Source organism: Streptomyces sp. NRRL S-378 (assembly GCF_000720645.1).
In the GTDB taxonomy this organism is placed as follows: Bacteria; Actinomycetota; Actinomycetes; order Streptomycetales; family Streptomycetaceae; genus Streptomyces.
Window position 1 is genome coordinate 58,789 of record NZ_JOBX01000016.1, and the last position, 13,213, is coordinate 72,001.

Below are 13,213 nucleotides of genomic sequence, written 5' to 3' on the forward strand. Positions count from 1 at the left end.
GATCCATCGTGAAACCTGTCGCACGCGGAACAAGGGTGCACAGCACCCTCGGCCGCTGGCTCGCTCGCGGCGCAGTGACCCTCTCACTCGCGCTCCTGCCACCACTGCTGGGCCCCAGCCTCGGCGCCACAGCCGCCGGCAACGGGAACACGTTCCCCGAACCCACGAAACCGAAGATCGACAAAGTGGTGCCCTTCAAGAAGCGGAACACCAAGGCGCCCACCGACCAAGCCGACCTCGCCGCCGAACGCGCGAAGCAGGCCGTCGCCGCCGCGCACTGGCCCAGCGCCGGTGAGGTCACGCTCAGCGCCGCCCCAGGGAAGGTGGCCCAGAGAGCCACAGGGGACCTCATCGTCGCCCTGCGCGACGGCAGACAGCCCGCAAAGGCCGTATCCGGCATCGGCGCCGTGGAGCGCAAGGACCCTCGTGCGATCACCTCCGACACGAACAGTGTCCGTGTGCAGGTCCACGACCGAAAGGCCGCAGAGCGTGCCGGCGTGGCAGGTGTTCTGCTGGGCCTGACCGCTGCGCAAGCACCGGCGGGCGAGACCATGCAGTTCTCGCTGGACTACTCCACCTTCGGTTCCATGTATGGCGGCGACTACGGCACCCGACTGCACCTGGTGCAGCTTCCTGCCTGTGCTCTCACGCACCCCGAGCGCATGGAGTGCCGTACACGAAGGCCAATCGCGGGCGACAACAACACCACGGCGAAGACACTGACGGCGGAGGTACAGGCCAAGAGCCTGGCCGCCGGCCCCATGCTCTTGGCCGCGGAGGCCGGATCGTCGTCCTCGGCGGGCGACTACGGCGCGACCCCCCTGGGGCCTTCCGCGACGTGGGAAGCCGGTGGATCCACCGGCGACTTCAACTGGAACTATCCGATGCGGGTACCGCCCGCCACGGCGGGACCGGCTCCCCAGCTCTCCATCGGCTACAACTCAGGCAGCGTCGACGGTCGCACTTCGGCCGAGAACAACCAGACCTCCGTCGTTGGTGAGGGATTCTCCATCACCGAGTCGTACATCGAGCGCAAGTACGGCTCGTGCAGGGAAGACGGGCAGACCGGCAAGGGCGACCTGTGCTGGAAGTACGCCAATGCCGCCCTCGTCCTGAACGGCAGGGCCGCCGAACTCGTCAACGACTGCAGCACCGATGCCGCCTGCACGACGGCTGCGCAGTCCGAGGCGACCGGCGGCACGTGGCGCCTCAAGAACGACGACGCCACCAGGGTCGAGCACCTCACGGGCGCCCCCAACGGCGACAACAACGGCGAGTACTGGCGGATCACCACGACCGACGGCCTCCAGTACTACTTCGGCCAGCACAAGCTCGCTGGCTGGAGCGATCACGGCACCGCGGCCGACGACGAAGTCACCGATTCGACGTGGACCGTCCCCGTCTCCGGTGACGATGTAGGCGAACCGTGCCACGGCGCCAGCTTTGAGGCCTCCTTCTGCAACCAGGCATGGAAGTGGAACCTCGACTACGTCGTCGACACCCACAACAACGCCATGACCTACTGGTACGGCAAGGAACAGAACAACTACGCGAAGTCCGGCGTCGCCTCACCCGGCACGCCCTACACTCGCGGCGGATACCTCAAGCGCATCGACTACGGCCAGCGCGCCGACCAGCTCTTCACCAAGCCCGCCGCGCAGAAGGTCACCTTCATCTACGCCCAGCGGTGCGTCGTGGCCGGCGGCTGCACCTCGCTGACCGTAGACACCAAGAAGGACTGGCCGGACGTCCCGTTCGACATGATCTGCGACACCGGGAAAGCCTGCACTGGTCTGATCGGGCCCTCCTTCTTCACCCGCTACCGGCTCACCGACGTCAACACGTACGTCTGGACCGGCACCGGCACCACCAACCGACAGGTGGACAACTGGCACCTCGACCACTCCTTCCCGGCCTCCGGAGACGCCTCGGCGCCCAGCCTCTGGCTGAAGTCGATCCGGTCCACGGGCAAAGCAGGAGGGACGGATGCCGCCATGCCACCTGTCGTCTTCTACGGCGCCCAGATGCCGAACCACGTGGAAGGCGGTGACAACACCCTCCGCTACTACAAGTGGCGCGTCAGGCAGGTGAAGTCCGAGAGCGGCTCGGTCATCACGGTCAACTACTCCGATCCGGAGTGCATCAGCGGCACCAAGATGCCCGCATCACCCGACAAGAACACCCTGCGCTGCTTCCCCGTCTACTGGTCGCAAGCCGGCGGCACCCCCGAACTCGACTGGTTCCACAAGTACGTCGTCACCTCGGTCTTCCAGGAAGACCCCACCGGAGGTGGCGACACCCAGGAGACCTACTACGACTACGCCGGCGGAGCCGGCTGGGCGTACGCGGACGACGACGGCATGACCAAGGAGAAGTACCGCACCTGGTCACAATGGCGCGGCTACTCCAAGGTGACGACGACTACGGGTGATGAGACCGGCCCCAAGGGCAAGAACTTCACCCTCTACATGCGCGGCCTCGACGGGGACAAGGAACTCGACGGCACCCCACGAGTGGAGAAGGTCACCGACTCCACCGGCACGGCCATCGACGACTCACGCCAGTACGCCGGTTTCGTCCGCGAAGTGATCACATACGACGGTCAGACCGAGATCAGCGCGGCGGTCAACGACCCGTGGTCCCACCGCACGGCATCCCACAAGTACGCGTGGGGAACGACCGAGGCATGGCTCGTCAAGGCCGGCACCACAACCTCTCGTACTGCTATCTCCGGCGGCACCCTTAAGAAGTCCACCACGACCACGTACGACACGACGTACGGAATGCCGACCAAGGTCGACGAGAGCGGAGACATCGCCAAGTCGGGCGATGAAACCTGCTCCGTCAAAACCTACGTCCGCAACACTGCGGCCTGGCTGGTCAACTTCGCCTCACGGATCGAGACCTACGCCGTTGGCTGCGGCGCCCTTGGTGCTCTCAAGTTCCCCGAGGACGCCATCTCGGACCTGACCACCGGCTACGACGGTCAGGCCGTGGGAGCCGCTCCGACCAAGGGCGACGCGACCTCGGCCTACCGGCTCAGCGGATACACGGCAGGCCAGCCCGTCTACCAGAACGTCTCGACGTCCACCTACGACCAGCTCGGACGGCCCGTCACGACGAAGGACGCCCTCGGCCGCCAGACCACGACGGCCTACACGCCGTCCGACACCGGCTACGGTCCCCTGACCCAGAAGAAGGTCACCGACCCCAAGAACTACTCCGCGACGACCGAGATCGACCCCGCGTGGGGCTCCGCAACCAAGCTGACCGACGCGAACGGCAAGGTCACGGAATGGAGCTTCGACGCGCTCGGCCGCCTCGTCGCCGTGTGGCAACCGAACCGCGTCCGCACCCTCGGCGATGCAGCCAGCATCGTCTACGCCTACGGTGTGCAGCAGGACAAGGCAACGTGGGTGCGCACCGACACCCTCAAGGCTGACGGCGCCACGTACAACACTTCCTACGAGCTCTTCGACTCGGCCATGCGGCCCCGCCAGACGCAAGCTCCGTCGCCCGCCGGCGGTCGCGTGATTACGGAGAAGCTTTACGACGACAGAGGCATGGCCTACAAGACCAATGGCCAGGTCCACGACAACACCGCGCCGGGCAGTGATCTCGCATCCACGCTCTCCGGGTCCGTTCCCGCTGCCACGGAGACGCTGTTCGACGGAGCGGGCCGTCCCACCGCAGAGGTCTTTTCCGTCTACGGACAGGAGAAGTGGAGAACCAGTACGAGCTACTCGGGTGACGAGACCGCAGTGACTGCCGCCCCCGGGGGGAGCGGCGTACGCACCTACACCAACTCTCTCGGCCTCGTCACAGAGCGGCGGGAGTACGCCGGTCCTGCGCCGACCGGCACCAATTTCACCAGCACCAAGTACACGTATGCGCGCGGCGGTCAGATCCAGGCCATGACGGGGCCCGACGGCGCGAAGTGGACCTACAACTATGACCTCAGAGGGAGACTGATCTCCAAGACGGACCCCGACTCCGGAACCGTCACCTCTACCTACAATGACAACGATCAGGTCCTGACTGCTGCCACCACCCAGGGGGGCGTCACCAGGACGATCCTCATGGAGTACGACGAACTCGGTCGCAAAACGGGTACCTGGGACGGCGTAAAGGACAACGCCCACCAGCTCACCAAGTACACTTACGACACTCTGGCCAAGGGCAAGCTCACTGCCTCCATCCGGTACGTCGGCGGAACCACTGGACAGATCTACGCCAATTCCGTTACCGGATACGACTCGATCGGCCGGGCCACCGGTGTGAGAACGGTCCTGGCGGCCACTGATCCACTCGTGGTCGCGGGAGCCCCGCAGACGTTCACCACGTCCACGGCCTACAACATTGACGGAACAGTCGGCAACCTCAGCCTACCTGCGGTCGGCGGTTTGCCCGCCGAGACGGTCGCCTACACCTACAACAGCCTGGGCCTGGTGACAGGCGTGGAAGGCATGGCGGACTACGTTCGGTCCGTCGGCTACTCCCCCTTCGGAGAGGCCGAGCAGACCACGCTGGGCATCTCCAGCACCGCCAAGAAGATGCAGGTCCTCAATCGCTACGAGGACGGCACCCGCCGCCTGACCAACATCCACACCCTTGACGAGACGAACGCTGGCCACACCAGCGACATCGACTACGCCTATGACGCCAGCGGGAACGTCCTCTCGGTCAAGAACAAGGCCGGTACAGCGGACAGCCAGTGCTTCGCCTACGACGGCTACCGTCGCCTGACGGAGGCCTGGACACCTACGTCGAATGACTGCTCCACCACCCGCTCGGCAGCAGCCCTTGGTGGACCGGCGCCCTATTGGAACAGCTGGACCTACAAGGTAGGCGGGCTTCGCGACACCCAAACGGTGCACGCGCCTGCGGGAGACACCAAGACCACCTACACCTATCCCGCCGTCACCGCCACCGGCGGCGGCCAGCCGCACACGCTCCGCACGGCCGTGACCGGAACGAAGACGGAAGCTTTCGCCTACGACGAGGCGGGCAACACCACGGCCCGCAAGTCTCCGGCCGGCGCCGACCAGACCCTGAAGTGGAATACCGAAGGGAAGCTCGAGAGCCTCACCGAAGGCGCAAAGACGACCCAGTACCTCTACAACGCCGACGGTGATCTGCTCATACGCCGCAGTGGAACAGAAAACGTTTTGTACCTCTATGGTCAGGAACTCCACTACGACCCGGTCAAGAAGACCTTTTCCGGCCAGCGCTACTACGCGGCAGGCAACGGTAGGGCAGTGCGAACCAATGTCGGCCTGAGCTGGCTCGTCGATGATCATCACGGCACTGCTTCGCTGACCGTCGACGCGACGACGCAGGCGGTCACCCGCCGCTTCACCAAGCCGTTCGGCGAGAGCCGCGGCCCCAGCCCGTCTTCGTGGCCTGACGACAAGGGTTTCCTCGGAAAGCCCACAGACTCGACGACCGGTCTCACTCACGTTGGCGCACGCGAGTACGACCCGGTGGTGGGCCGGTTCCTCACGGTCGACCCGGTCTTCGATGCCGAAGACCACGAGTCCCTGAACGGCTACGCCTACGCGAACAACACCCCTGTCACCATGTCGGACCCAACCGGCCTCAAGCCCATCATCACGCAGGAGGGTGGACAGGCAGATGAGGCGTACCTCAAGGCGAATAACGCGTTTTGGACCGGTGGGCCGGGTGGCTGGACATACAACCAATCGCGCGTCGACACGCTTCAGTTCGCTGACGGCTCGAGTGGCGCCCTCATAACGACCACCAGCTACGGAGGAAAAAGCTCAGGCAAGATCACCCAGGCGTTGATCAAGGGTCCCAAGCCGGCGCCTACCACAAAGGAGGGCGAAAAGCCGATAAGGAACTCGAAGGGCGTCATGACCTGGGGAGCGGGAGAAGGATATGTAGACCCGGACAAAATCGAGCGCGGGCCGCTGGCAATGTGGCAAAAGGTTGCCATCGGTATCGCGGCAGTCGTCGGGCTGGCGGTCACGGCAGCCCCGGTTCTCGCCCTTGCAGGCCAGGCCTGTATCGCAGCAGCGATAGCTTGCGCAGAAGGTGCTGCGGATCTCATAGCGGGGGAAGCGGCAGGCAGTGGCGTCACCGTCATGGGTGTCGGCGGCGGTACCTATCTGATGGGCGAGGGTGAGGTCTTCCAGCAGGTTGCGAGGAAGAAGACCGATTCGGTTGACGATTTTCATGACGTCGTGGTGCACGGAACGCCCCACGATTTCGGCCGTAACGTGGATTCCTGGGATAAAGGTGAAAACTTCGGCCACCGAGTCCTGGCGAACATCGTGAAGAACGATGAAGCTTGGGGTGGAGGTCCGATCCGACTGCTATCCTGCAATACTGGGGTGGATGGTGCCACCGCAGCGCAAAACCTCTCCAACAAGCTCGGCGTGGACGTTCTGGCACCCAATGGGTATGTCTACATTTACGACAGTGGGCGTGTTGTTCCTCGATTCTCGGCAAACGGATCGAGGCAGGAATGGCGGCTGTTCACCCCTGGAGGAAACAAGAAATGAGTAGTAAAGCCCGGCTGATTCCGGTCGGTTTCTATTCGGACATCGAGTTCGGTCACTCCGGGCAGCCGACGCTCTACGAGTCGATCCTCAAGCCGCACCCGGACAAGGGTAGCATTCTCGGATACCTAAGATCCTCTTACATGATCCTCGTGGGGGGCATGGGTATGCGTGACGAACTGTCACCCGATCGGGAGTTCGTTGACGAGTTCAAGCTGATGACGGATGGCGTCTGGATCTGGCCCAGTAGCTATCCGCACTACGTCGAGCGCTATGACGCGGAGATTCCACCTCTCCTCGCAGAGTTGGCGGCATCTCGGAACTGGGAGCCTCCAACATTCCACGATGAAGAGTTCGAGGATCGGATGCCGTTCAGCGACTAGACGGCTGGCGGCGACCAGTTGGAGGGGGTGCGAAGCATTCGTACCCCCTCCAAGCCTGGGCGGTGGGCAGGTACCCGCCACGCCCGGTTCGCGCGGATTGGGGCGAGGCTCAACCCCCTGGTCGCAGGGCGAAGGCCTGGAAATCCAGGTGCCGCAGACTCGGGACAGCGATGGACCCCGGGCACACCGTGTGCCCGGGGTCCATCTACTGCCTACTTCTCCTCGTGTGCTTCCACGACCAGTGCGAGAGAAGTAGTGCTTAGAGGCCATCTCATTTGGGTGGTTGGGTAGGCTTCGGTTGTGGTGGGGATTGTTGAGCGGCTGGTGCCGGATGAGTTGTGGGTGCTCTTCCAGCGGGTGGTGCCGGAGGCGCCTTCGCGGCCTCAGGGCGGTGGCCGGCGTCGGCATGGCGACCGGGAGGTACTGGCCGCGATCGTCTTCGTTGCCACCCCGGGTTGCACCTGGCAGCAACTTCCCACAGCGTCGTTCGGGCCGTCGAGAGCGACAGCCCACCGGCGGTTCTCCGAGTGGAGCAAGGCGCGAGTGTGGGCCAAGCTGCACCGCCTGGTCCTCGACGAGCTCGGCGCCCGCGGCGAGCTGGACTGGTCGCGCTGCGCGATCGACTCGGTGAACACGCGGGCCCTGAAAAGGGGGACCTGACAGGTCCGAATCCTGTCGACAGGGGCAAGTTCGGGTCGAAGATCCACTTGATCACGGAGCGGTCCGGTCTGCCCCTGTCCGTCGGGATCTCGGGGGCGAACCTGCACGACAGTCAGGCCCTTGAACCCCTCGTCCGCGGCATACCGCCCATCCGCTCACGCCGCGGACGCCGACGACGCAAACCCGGCAAGCTCCACGCGGACAAGGGCTACGACTACGCCCACCTGCGGAGATGGTTACGCGGACGCGGCATCAAGCACCGCATAGCACGTAGAGGCATCAAGTCCTCGCAGCGACTGGGCCGCCATCGCTGGGCCATCGAACGCACCATGGCCTGGCTCGCCGGCTGCCGCCGCCTCCACCGCCGCTACGAACGGAAAGCCGAACACTTCCTTGCCTTCACCAGCATCGCCTGCACCCTCATCTGCTACCGAAGACTCGCCAAATGAGATGACCTCTAAGTTCGCGGTTCTTGCTCATCGAGCAGTGCGTACATCGCCATCTGGGGCCGGCGGGCCCGGAGGTCAGCGGCGACGGCGCTTGAGAATCCCCGTGATGCCGAGGCCGAGTATCACGGCGACGGCGGCGCCGAGCGCCGGCCACTTCCAGGAGCGGTCGGATTCGGCGGCCGTGGATTCCGCTTGGGGTGGCACCGCAGCTGCCGGGTCGGCGCTTGGGGTGGAGGGCTGCGGAGTGGGGCTGGCCAGGGGGTCGGTGTCGGGTGCCCCAGGGTCTCCCTGGCGGTCGATGAGGACCTTGCTGGGGCGGGCGATGCCGTAGCCGACCCAGTCATTGCGCTTGGCGCCGTCGACGGGACCGCCAGCGGTCTGGAGCAGGACACGGGCCACCTGGTTCGCGGTCCAGTCGGGGTGTGCCGACCAGACGAGCGCGGCGGAGGCGGAGGCCAGACTGGTTGCGTATGAGGTCCCTCCGTCCTGCATGCACCAGGCGGTGTTCTTCTTGCAGCGGATCGGGACTTTGCCACCGAAGGCGGCGAAGTCCGTTGCCGATCCGTTGGAGGACGACTCCAGGGGCTCGCCGTTGATGTCGACGGCTCCCACGCCGAAGGCGCCCGGCAGGGCGGCGATGGGGTTGCTCATCTTGCTGCCGTCATTTCCCATGCCGACGAAGACCAGTACGCCCTTGCTCTGGGCGTACTCGATAGCCGGTCCGATCCTGTCCAGCGACCACCACCCGCCGATGGACAGGTTGATGATCTTGGCGCCGTTGTCGGCCGCGTACCGAACTCCCTTGCCGGCTTCACCGATCGCGCCGAAAGCCATGGGCGAGCCGATACTGGTGCGGATGGGCATCACCTTGGCACCGGGAGCGAGACCGTGCGGGCCGCCCCCCGAGCCGTCGCCGACGATCGCCGCGATCATGCTGGTCCCGTGCCCCTCGAAATCGTCATGAACCGGGTACTTCTCCTCCGGGCGGCTGACCGGCGGCTCCATGAACGAGACGCCGGGAAGGACCCTTCCCTCCAGCTCCGGAAGATCCTTAACGCCGCTGTCGATGACGGCCACCGTGATGCCGGTGCCGTCCGCAACCTTCCACATTTCCGGAGCCCGCATCTTCGTGAGGTACTCCGGCAGGTCGGTATCGGCGCTCGCGGGCATCACCGTGCCTGCCCAGACCGTCCCGACTGCGACGATCATGGCCGCCGCCCTCCGCCACGACCCGAGTCGACGTATCTTGCCCTGCACTTCCGCCCCTTTGTCTCCATGCGCTGTGATCTTGCGCGGCCCCACCTCATCACACTGTCCCGCCACTTCCGCACCAGCCAGGATCCGCAGGCCGCACGTCGAACTCCCCGGCGAGGGTTTGTCTGTACTGCCTCAGGCGAAGGCGTAGACCATGATCACGGAGGCGTAGGCGATTCCACCCGCAGCGAGGAACGCGCCGGCCACTGCCAGGATGGCCATGGCCGCACGCTCCACGCCGCGGCGATGGTCCGCCGGTTTCCAAGCACGCTGGTTCATGATCACATCCTGTGGCCAGCGGGCCGCTACCACATGAGTACGTGTACTCAAGTTCCCGAATACGCGTCAGCTACTGTCGTGCGTTGATCAACAACTCAGAGGCGCCCCCGAAACTGCCTGAGCCAGTGACACGGTGCAGGGCGAACCCTGCATCAGGCCCGTACCGGTTTCGGTAGATCCCGATACGCCGGCACCCCGGGCGCGGCCGCCTGGAGTGGCCGCTGGGCCGGTCCGATCCAGCTCGCTGGGAGGGGTTGATCGTGGTGGACAGGGTGCTCAATGCGATGGGGGCTGCGCACCAGGGGCGGTGGGGGTGCTGCTGGCTGACGACTGTGAGCCGGGGCCGGTCTGCTTCGACGGGGGTAGCGGTTCGAGCATGCCGTCGTCGACCGAGTGGCACGCCTAATCCGTGGTTAAGAGCGGTCCGGCCGGAGGAGAACCGGGCGGGCTGTTCGAGCACCAGGGCCGTCACATCTGGCTCCACCCGGGCTTGCGAGGCCTTCCCGTAGATCGGTGGACGACTCCGGCGCTCTTGGTGGTGGCGGTCGAGTGGACGACGGACGATCACACCTGTCAAGCCTCGCCGAAGATCGGTGACGTTCGGCGTCTCCCCGGCTGCCACCGCTGCTGTCTTGGTGCGTTGCGCGGGCACCGGACGGACGCCTATGGCACGCCTGGCTTGAATGCCTCGTCGTAGATCGCGCGGTGTCCGGTGTCTCCGCAGCGCACCACGACGGATAGGGGCCGCTGCCGCCGCCGTCGGATGCCTGAGAAGAACCTTGGTCTCGGAGCCTCTGCAGAGATCGGCAGCGTATGGCGCCTTCGAGCGTCAATACCAGTCCCTTGATCACTCGTTTGTGTTTGTGGTGCGAGCCCGCGCCACGGTGACCTCTCGTTACGCCCGAGCCGCTCCGAGCTCCCGCATAGACCGAGGCCCGCGGCGTGAGCTGGTGCCACGAACAGCTACTGAGGTGGCGGACCGGCCCCGCGTCGAGTCCTGGGATTAGGTCGCTGCGTGGTCCCGCTTGAGCTCGCGACCAGCACAAACATCCGACCCCTGGGAGGGGAGCGATCTTGATCTACTGCGGCATCGACTGGGCGGAACGCACGCACGACGTCGCCCTGGTCGACGACAGCGGCCAGTTATAGCCTGCGCGCGGATTTCACACACGTTGTGTCCATAGAATTCCGGTTCTGACACGGCCGAATTCCGAAGCTGCTATAAACCGTATTTGTGAGCCGAAGCGCGGTAGTTGTCACATAGGCAGGCTTGTTGTCACCGACGGTGTTGTGGGTGGTTGTCGATGTGCCTGATTCCCAATCACGGTTGTCAAGAAGTCCTTGATCCGGCCTGGTCGGCAAGGACCAGTAGACCCCGGGCTCGCGGTAGTGGACTTTCGGCAGTGCCGCGGGGCGGCGGAGTTCCGTAGGGTCGCGTTCGTGAGAACAGTGATCATCAAGGCCCGGGTGCCAGCACCGGTACTGTCCGCAGGCCTCTTCATCGGGGCGGTGGCGGCCGTTGGCACTGGTGTCGCCACCCTGTGGTGGGGCATACCGGCGGCGGCCTGCGCCTTCCTCGCGGGCTGGCAGCCGGGGCGGAACCGGAGCACGGGGGCAGCCTTGGTCGGAGTGCTCGCGGCCGCTGTGGTGGCTGTGCTCCTGGTGCCGGCATGGTTGGGCTGGGCAAGCCAGTTCGTGGGGTTGCTGCTCGTGGCGGCGATGCTGCCGTGGTTCGCGGGCCGGTTCCTGCGCCAGTACCGCGAACTGGTCCGGGCCGGATGGGAGCGGGCCGCGCGGCTGGAGCGGGAGCAGCATCTGGTCGCCGAACAGGCCCGGTTGCGCGAGCGGACCCGGATCGCGCAGGACATGCATGACCTCCTCGGCCACGACCTGAGCCTCGTCGCCCTGTCCGCGGGGGCACTGAAGCTGGCCCCTGGTCTGTCTGAGGACCACCGGGCCACCGCCCGGGTCATCCGCGCCAGGGCGGGAGCCGCCGTCGACCGGCTCGGCGAGGTGATCGGTGTCCTGCGCGAGCCGTCGGATCTGGCTCCGGGGTCCGAGCCCGGCGCCGGGCTGACCGAACTCGAGGGCCTGGTGGACCGGGCGGCCGCGGCGGGACTTGACGTCCGGCTGCGTGTAGAAGGCGAAGCGGCGGCCGGTGAGGCGCTGCTGGTCGTCGAGCGGGCCGTGCTGCGCGTCGTCCAGGAGGCGCTGACGAACGTTGCCAAGCACGCGCCCGGGCACCGGGCGACCGTCGTCGTCCGGCACGCGGAAGGACGGACCGAGGTCAGTGTGGCGAACGAGCCGGTGCCCACCGTGTCTGCGGCCCACCATGACCGCGCCGCCCGTCCCGCACCAGGGTCCCGGGCCCCGGCACCCGGCGAGGGCCACCGCTTCGGGCTCATCGGCCTGGATGAACGCGTCCGACTGGCCGGTGGCACCTTCACATCGGGCCCCGAGGGCGGCGGCTTCGCCGTCAGGGCCAGGCTCCCGCACCGTCCCGGGGCCGTGCCCCCGCCACGCCGCGCCAAGCCCGGCGATCCAGGTGACGTACTGCCTCCTGAGCACCGCAGTGCCCGACGCCGGCTGGGCCGTACCGCCGCCGCGGCCGTCCTGGTGCCGCTGTGCACCTCCGCGTTGCTCATCGGCGGGGTACGGGCGTGGGACACCGTGACGGCACGGCAGTCGGTCCTCGCCCCCCAGGACTACGCCCTCCTGCACGTCGGCCAGCCACGCGCGGACGTGGCGCCGTACCTGCCCGAGCGCCAGACGACCCGCCGCCCGGCAGCACCCACGCCCGCACCACAAGATGCGGCCTGCGAGTTCTACGTACAGACCGGCGACCCGTTCGACGACCGCTCGGGGGACATCTACCGTCTCTGCTTCCGGGCCGGACGCCTGGTCTCCACCGACAACTACACCGGGAAGGCTGTCCGATGATCCGGATCCTGATCGCCGACGACGAGCCCATGATCCGCGCAGGCGTCCGCGCAGTCCTTGCCACCGACCCCGGCATCACCGTCGTCGCCGAGGCAGCCGATGGCCACCAGGCGGTGGAGCTAGTCCAGCGCCACCGCCCGCAGGTGGCCGTCCTCGACATCCGGATGCCGGGGACCGGCGGTATAGAAGCCGCCGCCGAGATACGAAGGACCGTCCCCGAAACGGGGGTTGTGATGCTGACGACCTTTGGCGAGGACGAGTACATCCTGCGCGCCCTGAGCGAAGGTGCCGCCGGCTTCCTGATCAAGTCCGGCGAGCCGGAGGAACTGATCGCCGGTATCCGGGCGGTTGCCGACGGCGCCGCCTACCTGTCACCGAAGGTCGCGGCCCGGGTCGTCGCGCATCTCGCCGCTGGCGGTGCGGGAGCCCAGGCCAACCGCCGTTCCGCGGCCCGCGCCCGCGTCGAGGCCCTGACCACGCGGGAGCGGGAGGTGCTCGCCTTCCTCGGCAGCGGGTTCTCCAACGGGCAGATCGCGCGCCGCCTGCGCCTGGCGGAGGGGACGGTGAAGGCCCACGTCAGCTCGATCCTCGCGCGCCTCGGAGTCGACAACCGGGCCGCGGCGGCCGTGGTCGCGCACGAGGCCGGCGTGGTCCCGGTGTCGTCCGACCGGCTGCCGTACGAGGACAGCTGACACCACCCGCAGGGCAATCGGTAGTACGAGGAGCC

The 13,213-nt window shown here is 66.4% G+C and carries 7 protein-coding genes; 5 read left to right on the forward strand and 2 right to left on the reverse strand.

Annotated features, from left to right (window positions below; translation table 11 throughout):
• Positions 1 to 35: 35 nt before the first annotated feature.
• The 3 genes from IH80_RS0114400 (at position 36) to IH80_RS42260 (ending at position 8,013) form a co-directional block, all read left to right on the forward strand.
• A complete protein-coding gene (locus IH80_RS0114400; protein WP_051809289.1) occupies positions 36 to 6,524 on the forward strand; it encodes an RHS repeat domain-containing protein in 6,489 nt (2,162 codons plus the stop codon).
• Entirely contained in the window at positions 6,521 to 6,904 is a 384-nt protein-coding gene (locus IH80_RS39275; protein ID WP_037879933.1) for a hypothetical protein, read from the forward strand. The genes IH80_RS0114400 and IH80_RS39275 overlap by 4 nt, the downstream gene beginning before the upstream one ends.
• A 309-nt stretch (positions 6,905 to 7,213) precedes the next feature.
• Positions 7,214 to 8,013, forward strand: a protein-coding gene (locus IH80_RS42260) for an IS5 family transposase (protein ID WP_199819259.1) whose coding sequence is annotated in 2 segments (ribosomal slippage) — positions 7,214 to 7,553 and positions 7,553 to 8,013 — 801 coding nt in all. Because the reading frame shifts where the segments join, the coding sequence is not laid out codon by codon here.
• A gap of 75 nt (positions 8,014 to 8,088) precedes the next feature.
• Here the strand turns inward: IH80_RS42260 and IH80_RS0114420 are convergent.
• Complete coding sequence (locus IH80_RS0114420; protein WP_158943455.1) at positions 8,089 to 9,315, reverse strand: S8 family serine peptidase; 1,227 nt, start codon at positions 9,313 to 9,315, stop codon at positions 8,089 to 8,091.
• An 87-nt stretch (positions 9,316 to 9,402) separates the two neighbouring features.
• Positions 9,403 to 9,546 carry a hypothetical protein gene (locus IH80_RS44730; RefSeq protein WP_158943457.1) on the reverse strand — a complete coding sequence of 48 codons (144 nt, stop codon included), beginning with the start codon at positions 9,544 to 9,546 and terminating at the stop codon, positions 9,403 to 9,405.
• A gap of 1,440 nt (positions 9,547 to 10,986) precedes the next feature.
• On the opposite strand from IH80_RS44730, the gene IH80_RS0114430 reads away from it, so the two are divergent.
• Together IH80_RS0114430 and IH80_RS45985 are read left to right on the forward strand one after the other, a co-directional pair.
• Complete coding sequence (locus IH80_RS0114430; protein ID WP_030960650.1) at positions 10,987 to 12,486, forward strand: sensor histidine kinase; 1,500 nt, start codon at positions 10,987 to 10,989, stop codon at positions 12,484 to 12,486.
• Positions 12,483 to 13,178, forward strand: a complete 696-nt coding sequence (locus IH80_RS45985) for a response regulator transcription factor (protein WP_030960651.1) — start codon at positions 12,483 to 12,485, stop codon at positions 13,176 to 13,178. The genes IH80_RS0114430 and IH80_RS45985 overlap by 4 nt, the downstream gene beginning before the upstream one ends.
• The last annotated feature ends 35 nt before the right edge of the window (positions 13,179 to 13,213 follow it).